The sequence below is a fragment of the Enterobacter asburiae genome, assembly GCF_007035645.1.
GTDB lineage: Bacteria > Pseudomonadota > Gammaproteobacteria > Enterobacterales > Enterobacteriaceae > Enterobacter > Enterobacter asburiae_B.
Genome location: NZ_AP019632.1, coordinates 107,769 through 127,670, shown reverse-complemented (window position 1 = coordinate 127,670; position 19,902 = coordinate 107,769). Strand labels below are relative to the sequence as shown.

General features: G+C 53.5%; 19 protein-coding genes. 15 read left to right on the top strand and 4 right to left on the bottom strand.

All coding sequences use genetic code 11. The features are described from left to right. Nucleotides 1-188 precede the first annotated feature (188 nt). Both FOY96_RS00570 and FOY96_RS00565 read left to right on the top strand, forming a co-directional pair. Nucleotides 189-1,394, top strand: a complete 1,206-nt coding sequence (locus tag FOY96_RS00570; RefSeq protein ID WP_143346358.1) for a glycosyltransferase — start codon at nt 189-191, stop codon at nt 1,392-1,394. A 15-nt stretch (nt 1,395-1,409) separates the two neighbouring features. Continuing rightward, the gene (locus FOY96_RS00565; RefSeq protein ID WP_094935084.1) at nt 1,410-2,324 is read left to right on the top strand and encodes a hypothetical protein; all 915 of its coding nucleotides are present in this window, start codon (nt 1,410-1,412) and stop codon (nt 2,322-2,324) included. 27 nt (nt 2,325-2,351) lie between these two features. Here FOY96_RS00565 and tdh read toward each other — a convergent pair whose 3' ends face one another. Together tdh and kbl are read right to left on the bottom strand one after the other, a co-directional pair. Further along, nucleotides 2,352-3,380, bottom strand: a complete 1,029-nt coding sequence (tdh, locus tag FOY96_RS00560) for an L-threonine 3-dehydrogenase (protein WP_023309906.1) — start codon at nt 3,378-3,380, stop codon at nt 2,352-2,354. A gap of 9 nt (nt 3,381-3,389) precedes the next feature. After that, complete coding sequence (gene kbl, locus FOY96_RS00555; RefSeq protein WP_024906617.1) at nt 3,390-4,586, bottom strand: glycine C-acetyltransferase; 1,197 nt, start codon at nt 4,584-4,586, stop codon at nt 3,390-3,392. A gap of 215 nt (nt 4,587-4,801) precedes the next feature. Here kbl and rfaD point away from each other — a divergent pair, with 215 nt between their 5' ends. Genes rfaD through FOY96_RS00525 form a run of 6 tightly spaced genes read left to right on the top strand, consistent with a single transcriptional unit; the run spans nt 4,802 to nt 10,996 of the window. Continuing rightward, on the top strand, nt 4,802-5,734 hold the full coding sequence (rfaD, locus tag FOY96_RS00550; RefSeq protein WP_008502707.1) for an ADP-glyceromanno-heptose 6-epimerase: 933 nt from the start codon (nt 4,802-4,804) through the stop codon (nt 5,732-5,734). 2 nt (nt 5,735-5,736) lie between these two features. Then, nucleotides 5,737-6,783 (top strand): ADP-heptose--LPS heptosyltransferase RfaF, encoded by a 1,047-nt coding sequence (rfaF, locus tag FOY96_RS00545; RefSeq protein ID WP_143346357.1) that lies wholly within the window; start codon nt 5,737-5,739, stop codon nt 6,781-6,783. Nucleotides 6,784-6,786: 3 nt separating this feature from the next. After that, nucleotides 6,787-7,770 carry a lipopolysaccharide heptosyltransferase RfaC gene (rfaC, locus tag FOY96_RS00540; RefSeq protein WP_143346356.1) on the top strand — a complete coding sequence of 328 codons (984 nt, stop codon included), beginning with the start codon at nt 6,787-6,789 and terminating at the stop codon, nt 7,768-7,770. A gap of 3 nt (nt 7,771-7,773) precedes the next feature. Next, nucleotides 7,774-8,883, top strand: a complete 1,110-nt coding sequence (locus FOY96_RS00535; protein WP_143346355.1) for a glycosyltransferase family 9 protein — start codon at nt 7,774-7,776, stop codon at nt 8,881-8,883. Between the two features lie 5 nt (nt 8,884-8,888). Then, the gene (locus FOY96_RS00530) at nt 8,889-9,797 is read left to right on the top strand and encodes a glycosyltransferase family 2 protein (RefSeq protein ID WP_143346354.1); all 909 of its coding nucleotides are present in this window, start codon (nt 8,889-8,891) and stop codon (nt 9,795-9,797) included. Further along, nucleotides 9,785-10,996 (top strand): O-antigen ligase family protein, encoded by a 1,212-nt coding sequence (locus tag FOY96_RS00525; protein ID WP_143346353.1) that lies wholly within the window; start codon nt 9,785-9,787, stop codon nt 10,994-10,996. The genes FOY96_RS00530 and FOY96_RS00525 overlap by 13 nt, the downstream gene beginning before the upstream one ends. Before the next feature lie 23 nt (nt 10,997-11,019). Here the strand turns inward: FOY96_RS00525 and FOY96_RS00520 are convergent, their stop codons facing one another. Next, a complete protein-coding gene (locus FOY96_RS00520) occupies nt 11,020-11,976 on the bottom strand; it encodes a polysaccharide deacetylase family protein (protein WP_048975608.1) in 957 nt (318 codons plus the stop codon). A gap of 150 nt (nt 11,977-12,126) precedes the next feature. Here FOY96_RS00520 and rfaQ point away from each other — a divergent pair, with 150 nt between their 5' ends. The 7 genes from rfaQ (at nt 12,127) to coaD (ending at nt 19,019) form a co-directional block, all read left to right on the top strand. Next, the gene (gene rfaQ / locus FOY96_RS00515; protein WP_143346352.1) at nt 12,127-13,197 is read left to right on the top strand and encodes a putative lipopolysaccharide heptosyltransferase III; all 1,071 of its coding nucleotides are present in this window, start codon (nt 12,127-12,129) and stop codon (nt 13,195-13,197) included. Then, nucleotides 13,194-14,321 (top strand): glycosyltransferase family 4 protein, encoded by a 1,128-nt coding sequence (locus FOY96_RS00510; protein ID WP_143346351.1) that lies wholly within the window; start codon nt 13,194-13,196, stop codon nt 14,319-14,321. The genes rfaQ and FOY96_RS00510 overlap by 4 nt, the downstream gene beginning before the upstream one ends. A gap of 2 nt (nt 14,322-14,323) precedes the next feature. Further along, nucleotides 14,324-15,424: a glycosyltransferase gene (locus FOY96_RS00505; protein WP_069303472.1), complete on the top strand. Its 1,101-nt coding sequence runs from the start codon at nt 14,324-14,326 to the stop codon at nt 15,422-15,424. Between the two features lie 11 nt (nt 15,425-15,435). Beyond that, nucleotides 15,436-16,425 carry a glycosyltransferase gene (locus tag FOY96_RS00500; RefSeq protein WP_045887675.1) on the top strand — a complete coding sequence of 330 codons (990 nt, stop codon included), beginning with the start codon at nt 15,436-15,438 and terminating at the stop codon, nt 16,423-16,425. 66 nt (nt 16,426-16,491) lie between these two features. Further along, nucleotides 16,492-17,766 (top strand): lipid IV(A) 3-deoxy-D-manno-octulosonic acid transferase, encoded by a 1,275-nt coding sequence (gene waaA, locus FOY96_RS00495; RefSeq protein ID WP_032661923.1) that lies wholly within the window; start codon nt 16,492-16,494, stop codon nt 17,764-17,766. Next, entirely contained in the window at nt 17,766-18,536 is a 771-nt protein-coding gene (locus FOY96_RS00490) for a glycosyltransferase family 2 protein (RefSeq protein ID WP_045887674.1), read from the top strand. Before waaA ends, FOY96_RS00490 begins: the two co-directional genes overlap by 1 nt. Nucleotides 18,537-18,539: 3 nt before the next feature. Beyond that, entirely contained in the window at nt 18,540-19,019 is a 480-nt protein-coding gene (gene coaD / locus FOY96_RS00485; RefSeq protein WP_063408583.1) for a pantetheine-phosphate adenylyltransferase, read from the top strand. A 2-nt stretch (nt 19,020-19,021) separates the two neighbouring features. On the opposite strand, the gene mutM is transcribed toward coaD, so the two are convergent. Next, nucleotides 19,022-19,831, bottom strand: a complete 810-nt coding sequence (gene mutM / locus FOY96_RS00480; RefSeq protein WP_143346350.1) for a bifunctional DNA-formamidopyrimidine glycosylase/DNA-(apurinic or apyrimidinic site) lyase — start codon at nt 19,829-19,831, stop codon at nt 19,022-19,024. Nucleotides 19,832-19,902 lie beyond the last annotated feature (71 nt).

Sequence of the window (19,902 nt, the reverse complement as noted above, 5' to 3'; positions counted from 1 at the left end):
CAGCCTAAATTAATATTATTAATACTATATAAATGAGGAGAGACGATTAAAGTCCTGAATCACACTTTTCAAATAAGCACGCTTGAAATTTTGTCTAATTCTGAAGGGCAATAAAATAGAAAAATCTATTTTATTTCAACAGATTCTTTATAATGCAGTCAGATGAAGGGTAGCACACGGATTCAGACATGCCGCACAAAAGTAAAATTCTCCTCCTGGATACGGGTAAAGAATGGGGGGGAGGCACCAACAGTATGCTTGAGCTCCTGAAGCGAATCAATCGCGATAAATTCGATATTACCTGTTGTTTTTACAGTGATTATAGTCGTGCTGAAGGTGAGACGATTGGCCAGGTGCTCAACGGCATCGGCATCCCGCTCATCGTGATCCCTCAACGTCCGCAGCCGGTCTGGGCCAAATTGTTGAAGGAAGCGGGACGTAGCCTGCTGTTTTTCTCACGCAGCGCCCGCAAGGCATTGACGCGTCACGTGGATATCATGTGGCGCATCAGACCTAACGTCAGCAAAATCGAGACCCTTTTCACGCAGGGCGGTTTCGATACGCTCTATATGAATAACCAGCCGGGCTCAAACGAGGAAGGCTATCTGGCGGCGGCGAACCTGCAGGCGCGGTTGATCCAGCACTGCCGCATTGAGCCCGTTTTGACCCCGCCGCTGGTAAAGCTGGTTAATGCCCATGCCACAAAAATCATCGCCGTCTCGCACGGCGTTGAACGCGTGTTGCTTGAGCATGGCGTCCGACCCGAACTGTGTACGACGGTCAATAATGCCATCGACATCCACCAGCCTTTACCTGACCGACGCGCGATGCGCCAGCGCCTGAACATTGATGACGACACGTTTGTGTTCGGCAGTATCGGGTCGTTAATCCCTCGCAAAGCCAACCACCACACGCTGGAGGCGCTGGCACAGTTCAGCCAGAAGCATCCCGAGGCGAAATGGAAAATGGTGCTGGTCGGCGAAGGTGCCGAACGCCGCGCTTTAGCGGAACAGGCCCGAGCGCTGGGAATTGAAAACCACGTCATCTTCACCGGTTTTCAGAATACCCCATTTGATTACCTCGCTACGTTTGACGCCTTTATTCTCGCCTCAAAAAGCGAAGGGCTGCCGCGCGTGGTGCTGGAAGCGATGCTTCTCAATATCCCCGTTATTGGCTCTCAGGTGACCGGCACGGCGGAATTGATTGACCATGATTCGACAGGGCTGCTCTTCCCCTGGAGCGATGTTTCACAGCTTGCACAGCATCTGGACAATATCTGGGCAGACGCGGATCTGCGGGCTCGACTGGCTGCGGCTGCATACCAGAACGTCTGTCATACCTATGCCATCGAAAACTATGTCAGCGGTGTCGAAGCCGTGCTTGGCGCGCACTAACCAAACGAGATAACTATGTTTAAATTTCTTAATGCTCGCTATCGTCATATCACCGGGCGACACAACATTCCTTACAGCTCTCTGCCCGTGACGGGCGCGCTTGCTGCGGTGGATTCTATTGTGATTCCGTGTACCGGCGCAGATTTCGTCGAAGAAGCATTACTCTCTGCCACCTTCGCGGAACGTTATGCCACCGGGGTGAGCGAAATCGTCATCGTCAGCGATCAGCCTGAATCCGCCTTTGGGGTACTGCCGCCTAAAACCCGCGTAGTGACGCTAAATCTTCCCGTTCGTGAGGAAAGCTACCGCTATAAGCAGATCTACCTCAGCCGTCTGGTGAAGCTTAACGCCCCGCTGCAGGCTCGCGGTGAAGGGGTATTGATGATCGATTCCGATCTCAACCTGCTCAAGATGCCCGAGATCAACATGGCCGATATGCACATTTACTCCAGCTTCCGTCAGGGCAAAATGATTGCAAAGCTGGACGGTGCGCCAGAGGAAAAAGTGCCGGCGTATTACAAGGAGACGGTGCGCCCGTATCTGGTCGATCACGTTAACGGCGCGTTTCTTGCGGCAACTAAAAAAACCTGGCGCCGTATCTGCCCGCTGTGGCTGACGCTGTTCCAGGATACCTGGGAGCTGATGGACGACACGCAGCCGCCGACCGATCAGCTGCCGCTCGCCGCGCTGCTGGACATGCTGGATTTAAAAACGGTTAACCTGGGCGACTGGATGAACTGGCCAGTCTCCAAGAAGATCGGTGGTCAGGAAGCCGTTGTGCCGAAAGAGGTGATTGGCGCGCACGGCGGTTTCCCCCTCTCCGAATGGCAGAAGTATCTTGAATCGCCGGATAACAAACTGCTGTTCAAAGGTCAGGACTACACCCGCAAGGTGCGTTACCTGACGGACGAAGAGAAAAAGAATCAGTGAAAAAAGGGGCCTCAGGCCCCTTTTTGATTACTTATCCCAGCTCAGGATCACTTTTCCTGACTGGCCGGAACGCATCGCGTCGAAGCCCTGCTGGAACTCATCGATGGAGAAACGGTGAGTAATAATTGGGGACAGATCCAGACCGGACTGGATCAGCGCCGCCATCTTGTACCAGGTCTCGAACATCTCGCGGCCATAGATGCCCTTGATGAACAGCCCCTTGAAGATGACTTTGTTCCAGTCGATAGACATGTCTGACGGCGGAATACCCAGCATCGCGATACGGCCACCGTGGTTCATGGTATCGAGCATGGTGCGGAACGCCGGTGGCGCACCGGACATCTCCAGACCCACGTCAAAGCCTTCGGTCATGCCCAGCTCTTCCATCACGTCGGTCAGGCTCTCTTTCGAGACATCTACCGCACGGGTGACGCCCATTTTGCGGGCCAGCGACAGACGGTATTCATTCACGTCGGTGATCACAACGTTGCGCGCGCCCACGTGCTTGGCCACCGCAGCGGCCATAATGCCGATTGGGCCCGCGCCGGAGACCAGCACGTCTTCACCGACCAGGTCGAAGGAGAGCGCCGTGTGCACCGCGTTGCCGAACGGGTCGAAGATGGAGGCCAGGTCGTCAGAGATATTGTCCGGGATTTTGAACGCGTTAAACGCCGGGATCACCAGGTATTCCGCGAAGCAGCCCGGGCGGTTTACGCCCACGCCAATGGTATTACGGCACAGGTGCGTACGCCCGCCGCGACAGTTACGGCAGTGGCCGCAGGTAATATGGCCTTCACCGGAGACGCGATCGCCAATTTGGAAGCCTTTCACTTCCTGGCCGATTCCCACCACTTCACCGACATATTCGTGACCGACAACCATCGGTACCGGAATGGTTTTCTGCGACCACTGGTCCCAGTTGTAGATGTGAACGTCAGTACCGCAGATGGCGGTTTTACGAATTTTGATCAGCAGATCGTTATGACCGACTTCCGGCTCCGGCACGTCGGTCATCCAAATCCCTTCTTCCGCTTTCAGTTTGGATAACGCTTTCATCACACGTCCTCAGGCAATTACGCCCAGCTGTTTGCCGATGCGGGTAAAGGCTTCCACCGCACGTTCAATTTGTTCAGGCGTATGCGCCGCAGACATCTGGGTGCGGATACGCGCCTGACCTTTTGGCACCACCGGGAAGAAGAACCCGGTGACGTAAATCCCTTCTTTCTGCAGTTCGCGGGCAAATTGCTGCGCGACGACCGCATCGCCCAGCATCACCGGAATGATCGCGTGGTCAGCACCGGCCAGGGTAAACCCTGCGGCGCTCATTTTTTCACGGAACAGACGGGCGTTGGACCACAGGCGGTCGCGCAGCTCAGCGCCGGACTCCACCATCTCCAGCACCTTGATGGAGGCGGCAACAATGGCCGGCGCCAGGGAGTTGGAGAACAGGTACGGGCGAGAGCGCTGGCGCAGCCACTCGACCACCTCTTTACGCGCGGCGGTATAGCCGCCGGACGCGCCGCCAAGCGCTTTGCCCAGCGTACCGGTGATGATATCCACGCGGCCCATCACGTCACAGTATTCGTGGGAACCGCGGCCGTTTTCGCCGACAAAACCGACCGCGTGAGAGTCATCAACCATCACCAGCGCGTCGTATTTATCCGCCAGGTCGCACACGCCCTTCAGGTTGGCGATCACGCCGTCCATGGAGAACACGCCGTCGGTGGCGATCAGCACGTGGCGAGCCCCCGCTTCACGAGCCTCTTTCAGGCGCGCTTCCAGCTCGACCATGTCGTTGTTGGCGTAGCGGAAACGCTTCGCTTTGCACAGGCGTACGCCGTCAATGATGGAGGCGTGGTTCAGGGCGTCGGAGATAATCGCATCTTCTGCGCCAAGCAGGGTCTCAAACAGACCGCCGTTGGCGTCGAAGCAGGAGGAGTACAGAATCGCGTCTTCCATTCCGAGGAAGCTCGCCAGCTTTTGCTCAAGCTGCTTGTGGCTGTCCTGCGTACCGCAGATAAAGCGTACGGAGGCCATGCCGAAACCGTGGGTGTCCATGCCGTTTTTTGCAGCGGCAATCAGCTCAGGGTGATTCGCAAGACCTAAGTAGTTGTTCGCACAAAAGTTGATCACATGGCTGCCGTCGGCAACGGTGATGTCCGCCTGCTGGGCAGACGTGATAATACGCTCTTCCTTGAACAACCCTTCCGCACGTGCGGTGTCGAGGTCGCTGTTTAACTGTTTGTAAAAATCACCACGCATTGCAATTCTCCAGACTCGGCAAATTTCGGGACATATTACCCAAACCTATAGTTCATGACGAGATGACACGTCATCTCTTGTCGTTTTTGCAGCATAAATCACGCGTACCCCTGCGCTGTGAAGGTGAATGGCTGAAGGGCAGCCATACTAATGATATGATAGAGACATTAGCGTCCGGGATTGTCCCCGGGCTCCACACTTCAAAGGTTACAGTTATGATCATCGTTACCGGCGGCGCGGGCTTTATCGGCAGCAATATTGTTAAGGCTCTCAATGACAAAGGCATCACCGACATCCTGGTGGTTGACAACCTGAAAGACGGCACCAAGTTCGTCAACCTGGTGGATCTGAACATCGCTGACTACATGGATAAAGAAGACTTCCTTATCCAGATTATGGCAGGCGAAGAGTTCGGCGAGATCGAAGCCATCTTCCACGAAGGTGCGTGTTCTTCCACCACCGAGTGGGACGGCAAGTACATGATGGACAATAACTATCAGTACTCCAAAGAGATCCTGCACTACTGCCTGGAGCGTGAAATTCCGTTCCTGTATGCCTCCTCCGCGGCAACCTACGGCGGCCGCACCTCGGACTTTATCGAATCCCGCGAGTATGAACAGCCGCTGAACGTCTACGGTTACTCCAAATTCCTGTTCGACGAGTACGTGCGTCAGGTGCTGCCAGAAGCGAACTCGCAGATCGTCGGCTTCCGTTACTTCAACGTCTACGGACCGCGCGAAGGTCACAAAGGCAGCATGGCGAGCGTGGCGTTCCACCTGAACACCCAGCTGAATAACGGCGAAAGCCCGAAACTGTTCGAAGGCAGCGACGGCTTTAAGCGCGACTTCGTTTACGTGGGCGACGTTGCCGCAGTGAACCTGTGGTTCTGGGAAAACGGCGTATCCGGCATCTTCAACCTGGGTACCGGCCGCGCGGAGTCCTTCCAGGCCGTGGCTGACGCAACGCTGGCGTATCACAAAAAAGGCAGCATCGAGTACATTCCGTTCCCTGACAAGCTGAAAGGCCGTTATCAGGCGTTCACCCAGGCCGATCTGACCAACCTGCGCGCCGCAGGCTACGACAAGCCGTTCAAGACCGTTGCCGAAGGCGTAACGGAATATATGGCCTGGCTGAACCGCGACGCATAAGTATGAAGATTCTGGTGATCGGCCCGTCATGGGTGGGCGACATGATGATGTCGCAAAGTCTCTATCGCACGCTCAAGGCGCGTTATCCCCAGGCGATAATCGACGTGATGGCACCCGCGTGGTGCCGTCCGCTGTTGTCGCGTATGCCGGAAGTGAACGAGGCGATCCCGATGCCGCTTGGCCACGGGGCGCTGGAAATTGGCGAACGCCGCAAGCTCGGCCATAGCCTGCGCGATAAGCGCTACGATCGGGCGTATGTCCTGCCAAACTCCTTTAAATCCGCCCTTGTGCCTTTCTTTGCGGGCATCCCACATCGCACCGGCTGGCGCGGTGAAATGCGCTACGGCCTGCTGAACGATGCGCGGGTGCTGGATAAAGAGGCCTGGCCGCTGATGGTGGAGCGCTATGTGGCGCTGGCCTACGACAAAGGCGTGATGCGCAGTGCGAAAGACCTGCCGCAGCCGCTGCTGTGGCCACAGCTTCAGGTTAACGACGGTGAAAAATCCCAGACCTGTAACGCGTTTGGCCTTTCGTCTGAACGCCCGATGATTGGCTTCTGCCCCGGCGCCGAGTTCGGCCCGGCAAAACGCTGGCCGCACTATCACTATGCGGAGCTGGCGAAACAGCTGATTGACGAAGGCTACCAGATTGTCCTGTTCGGTTCGGCAAAGGACCACGAGGCAGGCAACGAAATTCTCGCGACGCTCAGTAATGAACAGCAGGCCTGGTGCCGCAACCTGGCGGGAGAAACGCAGCTTGAACAGGCTGTTATTCTGATTGCCGCCTGTGAGGCCGTGGTCAGCAACGATTCGGGCCTGATGCACGTCGCCGCCGCGCTCAACCGCCCGCTGGTGGCGCTGTATGGCCCAAGTAGCCCGGACTTCACGCCCCCGCTTTCTCATAAAGCGCGCGTCATCCGCCTGATCACCGGCTATCACAAAGTACGCAAGGGCGATACCGCAGAAGGCTACCATCAGAGCCTGATCGACATTACGCCAGAGCGCGTTCTCGAAGAGCTTAACGAACTGCTGTTGAGCGAAGAAGGATAACGAATGCGGGTACTGATCGTTAAAACTTCTTCGATGGGCGATGTTCTGCATACGCTCCCGTCACTGACGGACGCCATGCGGGCCATTCCCGACATTCGTTTTGACTGGGTGGTGGAAGAAGGCTTCGCGCAGATCCCCACCTGGCATGAAGCGGTTGACCGCGTGATCCCGGTGGCGATTCGCCGCTGGCGCAAAGCGTGGTTCTCCGCCCCGATTAAAGCCGAACGCAAAGCCTTCCGTGAGGCGGTGCGGGCACGGCATTACGACGCCATCATCGACGCCCAGGGGCTGGTGAAAAGCGCCGCGCTGGTGACGCGTCTGGCACACGGCGTAAAGCACGGCATGGACTGGCACACCGCCCGCGAACCGCTGGCGAGCCTGTTCTATAACCGTCGCCACCACATCGCAAAGCAACAGCATGCCGTAGAACGTACCCGCGAGCTGTTTGCAAAAAGCCTGGGCTATGCGAAACCGGAAACTCAGGGCGACTACGCCATTGCGCAGCACTTTTTGCGCAATACAGATCCCTGTGCTCAGCCTTATCTTGTCTTCCTGCATGCCACAACGCGCGACGATAAACACTGGCCGGAAACGCACTGGCGAAGCCTGATTGAACTAATGCAACCTACCGGCATCCATATTAAACTGCCCTGGGGCGCTGAACATGAGCGGCAGCGTGCAGAGCGTCTGGCAGCAGGTTTTTCACACGTCGAGGTATTGCCGAAACTCACGCTGGCGCAGGTTGCCGCGCAGCTGGCGGGAGCGAATGCTGTTGTTTCCGTTGATACAGGTTTAAGCCATTTAACCGCGGCGCTGGATCGTCCGAATATTACGATTTTTGGTCCGACCGATCCCGGATTGATCGGGGGTTACGGTAAAAACCAGCATCAGATGGTCAGCCCGACCCAGCAAACGAAGGATATCAGCGCAGATGCTATTTTTTCATTTTTACAGGGCAGCCGTTGGCTTTCCAACAGGGATATCTAACGCATGAGTTACGTATTTCTGCTGATTTTACTCTTTCCGGTGAAGCTTATCCGGAAGCTGTTCCGCAAAGAGACAGGTAAAAACCTGGTCATTCAGACAGCAAAAATCGGCGATTTTGTTAATGCAACGCCCCTTCTGGCATACCTGCAAAAAAGCGACGTGCTCATCAGTCGTAGCGTAGGTGCGCTGGCGAAGCATGATGAGACGATCGATGAGATTTTTTTTATCGAGCAGCATAAGCGTAACCTGTGGCGAAAGCTGGTCTTTGCCTGCCGGATCATGAACCGCTATGACAATGTCTATCTCCTGCAACCCAATAGCGTGAACCTCTTTTTCGCCTCCGTGTGTAACGCTAAAAACAAACAGTTTTTAAGCACTTACACGCGAAGATGGTATCACGGAATTTTCTATGCAACGGCAGACGGTACTGTTGAACACGGTAAGAAGACTCTTTCAGTCACGAACTATCTCAAACTGGCCGATCGCACCTTAACCTGGCAAGACTCGCCAAAGCACGCCACAAAGCCACTTTTCAAACCTGCGACCTATCCGGCAATCCTCGATAAACCCGGCGTGATCCGGATTGGCATCAGCGTAGCCGCGGGAAATAAAGCGAAAACCGTTCCGCCGGTCATCTGGAAGCAAATTGCCGATCGTCTCGCCGACCTGCCCTGCGAATTTTATGTGTTTGGCGCCCCGAATGAACAATCGTGGATGGATGATATCACCCGCGCTTACGGTGAACTGCCCAACTTTATTAATCTGATTGGCAAAATCTCGCTTGAAGAGCTGCCGTGGGCCATTTCTAAAATGGATTGCTATATCGCGTCTGACTCGGGGAATGTCTACATTGCCGATGCGGTAGGCGTGCCGGTAATCTTACTGTTCGGGCCTTGTTGCCACTATGAACAGCGTCCGCTGGGCAACGTATTGCTGATTGGTAATGATGACAACATTTGCTCATATGTTTTTGAAACACGATATTACTTCTCACAGAGCCGGGAAGAACTCTTCGCTGTAACAGACGAAGCGCTACGTGAACTCAAACACTTCATTTGCGAGTTACCCACAATTAATACAGACGCATACTCCTTTGATGCTCAGGGAAACTAATTATTATGGCTTTTCTAAGCATCATTATTGCCGCGCATAACGCCAAAGATACGCTTCACACTACGCTAGAAAGCCTGCAAAACGCGATTGAGGGGGCGGGGGATGATGTAGAGATCATTATCTTTAACGACAGTTCAAACGACTCAACGCAGGATATTATTGAAGCGTGGCTGCCAATGCTTCCGAATGCGCAATCCCGATACGTCGAGTACCGTAACGTAGGCCATGTTCGAAACAGTGCCCTCTCGCTGGCCACAGGTGAATACATTACCATGCTGGATAGCGATGACCGGATGAAACCGGGCAGCATCAGGGACGCGGTGGCGTTTCTCAAATCAGAGCGCCCTGATATGCTCCTGACGCGCCTGCTGGAAATTCGCGACACCAAAAAAATGACAGCCGACTGGCAGGGGTTCTCTCCTGTTGCTTTGTCACAACATGAGGCAATAAAGCGGTTCCTGCAGCACAAAGATTTTCAGGCACATCTCATCGGGCAATTCATTCATCGGGAATTGTATGTGAATAACCCGATTCCTTCGATGGTCTGCTATGAAGATTTTGCCGTGTTTCCCGGCATGCTGATGCAATCGAGTAAAATAGTCTATCAGCGTCAGGGACATTATTATTACATCAAACGTAACGACAGTTTGTCGAGCCGTCTCGACGCCAGTAAAATCGCTACGCTGGTTGATTGCACATTACAAATGGAAGAAACATTCCCTCGTTCTTTTAAGCATCTTGTTAATTGTCACTGGTTTGATATCTACAGAAACCACCGGCAGCATCTGACTGACCTGCAACTCAAACTGGTTAAACAGCGGGTCAATGCACTTTATTCTCTCTCTTTCTTCTTTACCAGAGATGTACGTTTCAGCTACAAAAAAAGGGTCATTGAGGCATTATGGAAAAAGTAAAACTGCGGCTTTATCAGCTGACGCTGATTTTGAGCCTTATTTCGCTTGCGCTGGCGCTGCTGAGTTCAGGTAAGCAGCGAGAGTTTTTCTATATTGCGATTTATGCCAGCATTATCGGCTTAGCGTGCGAATATAAAAAAATCACAGTGCGTCCTTTTTCTATCGCATTGCCGATTTTATTGATTGGCCTGCTTAATCTTGGCTGGTATCTGGTATATGAATATCATAGCGAAGGTCTGAACGTTTATAGCGATTATCTCGGTGCAAGTAAAAAATTAATTCTGGCAAGTATTCTCATTTTTTATCTTGACCGGTTTAAGTCTTATATTGATAAAATATCCTTCCAGAAATATTTTTTATACGCCTCTGGTGCAGGGTTTATACTCGCCACTGGCTATGGCTTATGGCAGGCTTCACAGGGTATGGGGCGTATCGAGATGGCCATAAACCGTGCGACCGTGTCGGCCTATGTTTATTCTGTATTGTCACTGGCGTTTGTATACAGCCTTTATCTACAGAAAAATATAAAACTGTATGTAGCCGCAGGACTCATCATCTTAATATCTTATTTCGTCATTCTTTTAACGGGCACCCGTGCCGCAATGGGGTTATATCTACTCCTGGCGATTGTACTCACGCTTTATCACTTCAGAAGAATCCACCTTAAATCTACGCTGATTTTCTTATGTATTGTGGCGGGTATTGTTATCGTTAGCTACAAGCCATTAATCTTACCTAAGATACAACAAACACAAGCTGAAGTTGAAAGTTATCAGAAAGGCTATGATGCAACCTCACTCGGCGCACGTTTCTCTATGTGGAGTGTTGGTATTCAAAACGGTCTTGCCCATCCTTTAGGGCAGTCAGTTGAAGACCGCGAAATATGGACACAGCAATATGTGAAAAATGGGCACCCACATCTGGCGGCTGCACTCGAGTTTATCAGGGTGCATCTGCACAATGAGTTTATTGAGAAATATTCTCTGCAGGGGATCCCAGGGCTGGCGATATTAGTGTTTTTCTATATATCGATGATCGTTTACGCCCTTAAAAACAGAAATGGCCTGCTGCTAACGACCATGCTTCTTTTATTACTCTATGGCCTGACTGACGTCATACTGTTGAGTTCTGAGGCTTTAATCTTCTTTGTCACCGTGTTTGCGCTGAGTACCCCTTTTTCGCAAACCAGGCAACGCTAATGATAATGCCCGCCTGGCGGGCATTATTTTTTCTTGTATTGATAAAACTCCGCCAGCGTCATCCCTACCGTCTTATCGGATAACCAGCTAAAGAGCGTTTCTAAATCCTGATACAACCCTTCAATCGCCGCCTCATCTTTAAACGTTGGGCTTCCGCCAGGCATAAATTCCGACGAATGAAGCATAAACTCCACGTACTCACTTCCCTGCGACAGGCTTTGCTGTGCGACCTGAATCATTTGCGCCGCATTCCCACCGGACGGTCTTAGCCAGTTCACAGAGGGAGAGCGATATTTACCGCGAAGCCTGTCGTAACCCTGTTTGATCGTGTTCAACCACGCCGGGTGTTTATACTGAATGCTCATCGGCACTTCGAGTAATGGGCTATTGCCTGCCCGGGAAATATTGTCTAAATCCATGAAATAGGCGTGGTCGGGGAAATGCTGATAATCCGTTCCGCCATTACCCTGTGGGGCGCCTTTCGCATTGCGCCAGTTCACGCGTGGCGTCACGGAGCAATCCACCTGGTAGCCCAGTTCAACGAGCAATTTTGCATAGCGACTGTCAAATGCCCAACGTCCGGCACGGTGGCTTAACATTTTGGTCTGGAAGGTCTCTTCCAGCAGGCGTGTCATGAACAGCACTTTTTCGCGCATCACCTCATCCGAAAATTCAACCAGATAAGGCTGCCATCGCCAGTCATCGCCCGTGAGATCGTGTTCCGGCGGGCTATTCCATGCGTGAAGGTGCATTCCCACCTCCCCCTGACCGCGGGCGATCGCGTCCCTGGCGAATTCGATGAAAACGGGCTCGATCGCCATCTCGTAATTGGTCAGCCACACGGGCTTAAAGCCGAAACGCTCACAAAGCGCCTGGAAACGCGCCAGATAACGCGCATTTTCCGTTTTAATGACGCGGTGATTTTGCCAGAGATTATCGCCCTCAGTATCAATTGTGATGATAAACGCTGGTTTGTTCATAATGAGTCCGCAAGACAGGAAAGTTAGCGCTATGTTACGCACTCTCCAAAGCATGAGTAAACCCTTCCAGGGAAATTACTGAGATTATGGAGAAAGAGTGCAAGTCGCTATCAGGTCTATTAGAATTGCCATCAGTACAACGCCGATAAGATGATGATGAATAACTTACCTGACACACCTGATTTGCGCATTTTACTTATCAAACTCCGCCATCATGGCGACATGTTGCTGACCACTCCCGTCATTGATTCGTTACGTCAAAAATGGCCGCAGGCGCAGATTGATGTCCTGCTGTATGAAGAAACGCGCGATATGCTCGCCGCGCATCCGGCGATCGGTACAATTTATGGAATCGATCGTAAATGGAAACAGCTTGGCACGCTCAAGCATCTTCAAAAAGAGTGGCAGTTGCTGCGTGCGTTAAGAAATCAGCATTATCATCTGGTGATTAACCTGGCCGATCAATGGCGTAGCGCGATCGTCACCCGTTTCACCGGTGCACCCGTTCGCCTCGGATTCGCGTTTAACAAACGCAACAGTGCATTCTGGCGTTTTTGTCACACCGATCTGGTCTCTGTCGACGGCCACAAATTCCTGCATACGGTCGAACAGAATCTTTCCATTCTGGCGCCATTACCGGTCGCGCCGCAGCCTGCCGTCACCATGGCTTACACCGCAGAAGACTGGCATCATGCCCGCCAAAAGCTGACGCAGACGGCTGTGGGTGACAGCTATATCGTGATCCAGCCGACGTCCCGCTGGTTCTTTAAATGCTGGAGCGAAGACAAAATGGCGCAAACCATTACTGCACTGCAGCAGGATGGTCATACGGTTGTGCTCACCGCGGGGCCGGATAAAAAAGAGCTGGCGATGATCGATCGCATTCTCGCCGCCTCGCCAAAGACGGGAGTCGTCTCGCTGGCGGGCCAGCTAACGTTGCGCCAGCTGGCCTCACTCATCGATCATGCGCGTCTTTTTATCGGCGTTGACTCCGTTCCAATGCATATGGCCGCTGCGCTGCAAACGCCCTGCGTGGCGCTATTTGGCCCTTCTAAACTCACGTTTTGGTCTCCATGGCAAGTCAACGGTGAAGTCATCTGGGCCGGCGATTACGGCCCTTTACCCGATCCGGATGCCATTGATACCAAAACGAAAGAACGCTATCTCGACGCCATTCCCGTTGATGCTGTCGTCTCCGCCGCAAGGAGATATCTGTCATGAAACACCATCGTCTGGCCATTGTTCGCCAAAAATATCGCCCTGATGGCGGAGCGGAACGCTTCGTTTCGCGCGCTCTCACCGCGCTGAGCAATCAGAACCTTGAGCTCAACGTCATCACGCGTGAGTGGCAGGGAGAGAAGCAAGACGACTGGCATATCCACATTTGCAACCCTCAAAAATGGGGCCGCATCAGTCGAGAGCGCGGATTTGCACAGGCCGCGCGCGCGCTGTGGCAGCAACAGCAGTTTGATATTGTTCAAAGCCATGAGCGCATCCCGGGTTGTGATATCTATCGCGCGGGTGATGGGGTGCATCGTCGCTGGCTGCTGCAGCGCGCGCGCATTTTACCTGCCTGGCGTGCGCAAATGCTGATGTATGACCGCTATCACCGCTACGTGATGCGTGCGGAACGGGAAATGTATCAGGCGCCCGAGCTGAAAGCCGTAATCTGTAATGCGGAGATGATCAAACGCGAAATCGTTGAAGACTTTGATATTGACGCAAATAAAATTCATGTGATTTATAATTCTATTGATTCCAGCCGCTTCGTTCCGGCCCAGGAGGCACAGCGTGCGATGCTGCGCCAGCAATTTGGTTTGCCAGCCGATGCCGTTGTGCTCTGTTTTGTTGGCTCAGGGTTTGAACGAAAAGGATTAGCCAGCGCCATACGCGCTATCGCTGGAACATCAGCCTGGCTGATTGTGGTTGGGCAAGATAAAGCAGAGCGTCGTTATCGCGACCTCGCCCGTTCGTTAGGCTGCGAGGGGCAAATCCGTTTCCTGGGGGTGCAAAAAGAAACTCTGCCTTTTTATCAGCTATCCGATGGTTTACTGTTGCCAACGCTGTATGATCCCTTTCCTAACGTCATTCTTGAAGCGATGGCCTGCGGCTTGCCCGTCATTACTTCAGAGAGTTGCGGTGGTGCAGAGTTTATTCAACAAGGCCAGAACGGATTTTATTGTGACGCACTTGATATCAGTACACTGAAGGAAGCGGTAGCCGCCATTCCTTCACTGGAAAAAAATAACAATATGGGACGAGCGGCACGTGAACGTGTAAAAGACGCCACTCCCGAAAAACTATCAAGTCAGCTTATTACGCTTTATCAAAAATTACTGGATTAAAAATGCGCATCCTAATGATTATTGATGGTTTACCCGGTGGAGGAGCTGAAAAAACGGTTCTTACGCTCTCCCGTGGATTAATAGAAATGGGACATCAGGTCTCTCTATTCTCTCTGCGGAAAGTGTGCGACTACGCCATCCCGGACGGCATCGATTATCAGGTTGTTCAGGACACATGTAAAAAACCGTGGCGAAAGCTGACGGAAATCCCACGCCGCGCCCAACTGCTGGATCAGGCGATTGAGCAAGCTGAGCGCAGCGGCAAATTTGATGTGGTGTTCTCTCACCTGCACAAAACAGACCGCATTGTGTCGCACTGCCGCGCGCTGGAACGTGACAAAGTCTGGTTCTGCGTGCACGGCATGTTCTCGTTTTCCTATCTTCGCCATCGCAGCGGACTTTCGCGCTGGTTTAAACATCTTAAAATTCGTCATACCTACGAAAACCGCAACGTTGTCGCCGTCTCAGGCGCCGTGTTGACAGATCTTTCCGAGACGCTGGCGCTCAATCTTCGACGCAAAGCGGTTATCCATAATCCTTTCGATATTCCTGAAATTCAGCGTCTGGCGGATGCGCCCTTCGAGATGCAGGGAAAGGATTACATTATTCATGTTGGCCGCTTCCATGAGCACAAACGCCACGACCGACTCTTACGTGCGTTCGCCCTGAGTAAAATTGACACAACGCTGGTCATGATGGGCAATGGATCTGACGCTCAAATTCAAAAACTCAAGCAGCTTGCTGCCGAGCTGGGTATTGAAAACAAAACGGTTTTCCGCCCGTTCGAGTCCAATCCCTATCCCTGGATTAAAGGGGCACGCCTTTTAGTGTTAAGTTCTGACTGCGAAGGTTTTGGTAATGTGCTGGTCGAAGCCATTATCTGCCAGACGCCACCGGTCAGTACAAATTGCCCCGGAGGCCCTGCCGAAATCCTCACCGGCGCTTTAGCGCGCGGGCTGGCAGAGTTAAATGACGAGTCACTGGCAAAAACGCTGGCGGATATTTATACCGCCCCACCGGTCGTTGGCGATACAACCATCGCGTCGTTCGGTATCAATGCCATTTGCCAGCAATATATTGCTCTGGTCGACAATCAAAAATAATCAGGTTTCTTATGCAAAATTCAGCCCCATTGTTAAGCGTGGTGGTTGCCGTTTATAACGGTGAAGCTTTCCTGGATCAGTTCTTTACCTGCCTTGTCAATCAACGCATCGACAGCATGGAAGTCATCATTGTCAATGACGGCTCTACTGACCGCTCGATGGAGATCGTCGAAAACTGGCGAGAAAAACTGCCGCAGCTGCAGGTCATAGAACAGCAAAACCAGGGCGTATCCATCGCGCGTAACACCGGTCTGGCCGTTGCGACGGGTCAATATCTTTCTTTCCCGGATATTGATGATGTCTTTAAACCCGGCATGTACCAACACCTGCTGGATATGGCCGTCACGCAGGATCTGGATGTCGCCACCTGTAACGGGAACTACGTCTGGGAGAATAACAAGAAACCCTCGCGCCCGATCTTCCCTGAAGACAAACTGGCTTCGACTGGGGTCATGGCTGGCCCTGCGTGGTTAAAAATGGCGCTGGACTCTCGTAAATTCCTTCACGTCACCTGGCTGAACATCTATCGCCACGACTTTATCCGTAAACACAATTTCCATTTCGAACCCGGCCTGCGCCATCAGGATATTCCGTGGACCACCGAAGTGCTGCTCGCGGCAGAGCGGGTTCAGTACACCAGTGAACGTTATTACGACTACTACATTCACTCTGCATCGGTGTCCCATATGCCGGACAATGACGACACGCTGATTCGCTCCGCGCGTCACTACATGAAAATCCTGCAGATGCTCGATGCCATCAATCAGCGCTACCCGGATAAAGTGAAAGGGATCCCTGCCTGCCACTGGCAAATTGCCAAAGAGGGGCTGGGCATTATTCACACCTTCGACAACATGAAGGATGAGAAGAAGAAATCAATGATTATTAAAGAGTTCTTCGAAACAGGCATCTGGAAACTCATCTGGAAAAGTGCAAAAAGTCCGCGTCTGCGCTGGCGGCTGGGTCGACGTTATTTCCGTTTGAAACGGTATCTGGCATAAGAGATAGCTTTACCTGGCCTAAATGCTTAGAATTTGCCCGCCGAAACTAAAAAAACGGATAATCGCTTGGAATTGTTGTATACCGCTCTGCTCTACATCATTCAGCCACTGGTGTGGCTGAGACTGTTGCTTCGTAGCCGGAAAGCGCCTGCGTATCGTAAACGCTGGGCTGAACGCTATGGCTTCTGCCGCAATAAAGTCGTACCGGACGGTATCTTGCTGCATTCCGTTTCTGTCGGTGAAACGCTGGCGGCGATCCCGCTGGTTCGCGCCCTGCGTCACCGCTACCCTTCACTGCCAATCACCGTCACGACGATGACGCCAACCGGCTCGGAGCGCGCGTTATCCGCTTTCGGTAAAGACGTGCAGCACGTCTATCTGCCTTACGATCTGCCCTGCGCCATGAATCGTTTCCTGAATACCGTTCGCCCGAAGCTGGTGATCGTGATGGAAACCGAACTGTGGCCGAATATGATTTCCGCCCTGCATGCCCGTAAAATCCCGCTGGTCATTGCCAACGCCCGCCTTTCAGAGCGCTCGGCGAAAGGTTACGGCAAGCTGGGTAAGTTTATGCGCCGCCTGCTGAGCAAAATTACGCTGATTGCCGCGCAGAACGAAGAGGATGCGGCACGCTTTATCGCGCTGGGCCTGAAACGCAACCAGCTTGCGGTAACGGGCAGCCTGAAATTTGATATTTCCGTTACCCCTGAGCTCGCCGCCCGTGCGATCACGCTGCGTCGCCAGTGGGCCCCGCGTCGTCAGGTCTGGATTGCCACCAGTACTCATGATGGCGAAGAAGAGATCATTCTGCAGGCTCACCGCAAGCTGCTGGAAAAATTCCCTGATTTACTGCTGATCCTCGTGCCGCGCCATCCGGAGCGTTTTAAAGATGCCCGTGAAATGGTGCAGAAAGGCGGCTTCAGCTTCACGCTGCGCAGCAGCGGTGAAATCCCTTCCGGCAGCACCCAGGTGGTGATTGGCGATACGATGGGCGAGCTGATGCTGCTGTACGGAATCGCTGACCTCGCGTTTGTCGGTGGCAGCCTGGTCGAACGCGGCGGTCATAACCCGCTGGAGCCGGCAGCCCACGCTATTCCGGTGCTGATGGGGCCGCACACGTTTAACTTCAAAGATATCTGCGCGAAACTACAGCAGGCCGATGGTTTAATTACCGTGACCGATGCGGATTCGGTGGTTAAAGAGGTATCGACCCTTCTGACTGACGAAGATTATCGCCTGTGGTACGGGCGTCATGCCGTCGAAGTGCTGCACCAGAACCAGGGCGCACTGACCCGACTGCTGCAGCTTCTGCAACCTTATCTGCCCCAGCGGAGCCACTGATGTCAACGCGCCTGTCGGTCGTCATGATCGCCAAAAATGCCGCCGACCTGCTTCCGGATTGCCTGGCGTCGGTTGCCTGGGCTGACGAGATAGTCATTCTCGACTCCGGAAGTACAGACAACACGGTGGACGTTGCCCGGGCAGCGGGCGCAAAAGTCTTTGTCGACGCTGACTGGCAGGGCTATGGCATCCAGCGCCAGCGCGCGCAGGGGTATGCCACAGGTGATTATGTCCTGATGCTCGACACCGACGAACGCATCACGCCTGAGCTTCAGCAGGCCATTCAGGCGGTGATTTCCTCGCCCCAGCCTGGCGCCGTATACAGCATTGCCCGCCGCAACTACTTCCTTGGCCGTTTTATGCGCCACAGCGGCTGGTATCCTGACCGCGTGATGCGCCTCTACGAGCGCGAGCGGTATCAATACAACGACAATCTGGTGCATGAATCCCTGAGCTGCGATAGCGCCCAGGTCATTCCCCTGACGGGCGATTTGCTGCACCTGACCTGTCGTGATTTCGCGAGCTTCCAGCGTAAACAGCTCAACTATGCCACCGCATGGGCTCAGGAGCGTCACCAGCGCGGCAAGAAGGCCTCGCTGACGGGTATCTTCACCCACACGCTGGGCGCGTTCCTGAAAACGCTGCTGCTGCGTGGTGGCGTCCTGGACGGCAAGCAGGGCTGGTTACTCGCGGTTGTGAATGCCCAGTATACTTTCAACAAATACACCGAGCTGTGGGCGCTCTGCCGCGGCTACTCAGAGAAAACGTGAGCCATGAGCACAAAAGCGATTTATCCGGGTACCTTCGATCCGATCACCAACGGTCATCTTGATATCATCACCCGTGCGGCGTGCATGTTTGACAAGGTGATTCTGGCCATTGCCGCCAGCCCCAGCAAAAAGCCGATGTTTGACCTCAACGAACGCGTACAGCTCGCCACCGATGCCATTTCGCACCTGCCGAATGTTGAGGTGGTCGGGTTTAGCGACCTGATGGCAAACTTCGCCCGCGCTCAGCAGGCCAATATTCTGATCCGTGGTTTGCGCGCGGTGGCAGACTTCGAGTATGAGATGCAGCTGGCGCACATGAACCGCCACCTGATGCCGGAGCTGGAGAGCGTGTTCCTGATGCCCTCCAAAGAGTGGTCGTTTATCTCTTCCACGCTGGTAAAAGAGGTGGCGCGTCATCACGGCGATGTCACCCATTTCCTGCCGACTAACGTCCACCATGCATTGATGGAAAAGCTAAAGTAGCCTTATTTCTGGCACTGACGGCAGTAGAACGTGGCGCGCTGGGCGTGCTTCGTGGCAATCACTGGCGTGCCGCAGACTCTGCACGGTTCGCCTTTACGGCCATACACCTGCAGCTCCTGGGCAAAATAGCCCGGCTTGCCGTCACTTTGCAGGAAGTCCTTCAACGTTGTCCCGCCCTGCTCAATCGAGCGAAGTAATACAGCTTTAATCACCCGGACCAGCAGCTCGCACTCCTGCGCCGACAACGAAGAGGCCAGCCGATCGGGATGGATCCCGGCCGCAAACAGCGATTCGCTGGCGTAGATATTCCCCACGCCGACCACCAGCTTGTTTTCCATCAGCCAGGGCTTAATCGGGCTTTTCTTTTTCGCACACTTCGCCTTGAGGTATTCCGCATTAAACGCGTCTGAGAGCGGCTCCGGGCCCAGATGCGCCAGCACGTTATGCCCTTCTAGCTCCTTCGTCCACAGCCACGCGCCAAAGCGCCGCGGGTCGGTGTAACGGAGCACTTTGCCGTTGCTCATCACCAGATCGACGTGGTCGTGCTTTTCCGCAGGCAGTTCTTCGGTAAGAATGCGCAGGCTTCCGGACATTCCCAGGTGGATAATAATCCAGCCGTCGGGCAGTTCCAGCAGCAGGTATTTCGCGCGACGCTGTACGCTAAGGACGGGTTTATCGCTCAGGGCATGGATCTCATCGGACACCGGCCAGCGCAGACGTCCATTGCGGACCACCGCGTGAAGAATCGTCGCGCCGACCAGATGGGGCTCAATGCCGCGACGGCTGGTTTCTACCTCAGGTAATTCAGGCATGGTTCCTCCGTTGAGATGCAGAATGCAAAAAACCCCGCAGTTGCGGGGTTTTTCGATACAAGGAGACTAAA

What these genes read in the sequence shown, in the direction of transcription:
- tdh (WP_023309906.1), bottom strand. Translation starts at nt 3,380, where the DNA reads ATGAAAGCGTTATCCAAACTGAAAGCGGAAGAAGGGATTTGGATGACC.
- coaD (WP_063408583.1), top strand. Translation starts at nt 18,540, where the DNA reads ATGAGCACAAAAGCGATTTATCCGGGTACCTTCGATCCGATCACCAAC.
- rfaD (WP_008502707.1), top strand. Translation starts at nt 4,802, where the DNA reads ATGATCATCGTTACCGGCGGCGCGGGCTTTATCGGCAGCAATATTGTT.
- FOY96_RS00565 (WP_094935084.1), top strand. Translation starts at nt 1,410, where the DNA reads ATGTTTAAATTTCTTAATGCTCGCTATCGTCATATCACCGGGCGACAC.
- kbl (WP_024906617.1), bottom strand. Translation starts at nt 4,586, where the DNA reads ATGCGTGGTGATTTTTACAAACAGTTAAACAGCGACCTCGACACCGCA.
- rfaC (WP_143346356.1), top strand. Translation starts at nt 6,787, where the DNA reads ATGCGGGTACTGATCGTTAAAACTTCTTCGATGGGCGATGTTCTGCAT.
- mutM (WP_143346350.1), bottom strand. Translation starts at nt 19,831, where the DNA reads ATGCCTGAATTACCTGAGGTAGAAACCAGCCGTCGCGGCATTGAGCCC.
- FOY96_RS00510 (WP_143346351.1), top strand. Translation starts at nt 13,194, where the DNA reads ATGAAACACCATCGTCTGGCCATTGTTCGCCAAAAATATCGCCCTGAT.
- FOY96_RS00530 (WP_143346354.1), top strand. Translation starts at nt 8,889, where the DNA reads ATGGCTTTTCTAAGCATCATTATTGCCGCGCATAACGCCAAAGATACG.
- FOY96_RS00520 (WP_048975608.1), bottom strand. Translation starts at nt 11,976, where the DNA reads ATGAACAAACCAGCGTTTATCATCACAATTGATACTGAGGGCGATAAT.
- FOY96_RS00490 (WP_045887674.1), top strand. Translation starts at nt 17,766, where the DNA reads ATGTCAACGCGCCTGTCGGTCGTCATGATCGCCAAAAATGCCGCCGAC.
- FOY96_RS00535 (WP_143346355.1), top strand. Translation starts at nt 7,774, where the DNA reads ATGAGTTACGTATTTCTGCTGATTTTACTCTTTCCGGTGAAGCTTATC.
- FOY96_RS00525 (WP_143346353.1), top strand. Translation starts at nt 9,785, where the DNA reads ATGGAAAAAGTAAAACTGCGGCTTTATCAGCTGACGCTGATTTTGAGC.
- FOY96_RS00570 (WP_143346358.1), top strand. Translation starts at nt 189, where the DNA reads ATGCCGCACAAAAGTAAAATTCTCCTCCTGGATACGGGTAAAGAATGG.
- FOY96_RS00505 (WP_069303472.1), top strand. Translation starts at nt 14,324, where the DNA reads ATGCGCATCCTAATGATTATTGATGGTTTACCCGGTGGAGGAGCTGAA.
- rfaF (WP_143346357.1), top strand. Translation starts at nt 5,737, where the DNA reads ATGAAGATTCTGGTGATCGGCCCGTCATGGGTGGGCGACATGATGATG.
- rfaQ (WP_143346352.1), top strand. Translation starts at nt 12,127, where the DNA reads ATGATGATGAATAACTTACCTGACACACCTGATTTGCGCATTTTACTT.
- FOY96_RS00500 (WP_045887675.1), top strand. Translation starts at nt 15,436, where the DNA reads ATGCAAAATTCAGCCCCATTGTTAAGCGTGGTGGTTGCCGTTTATAAC.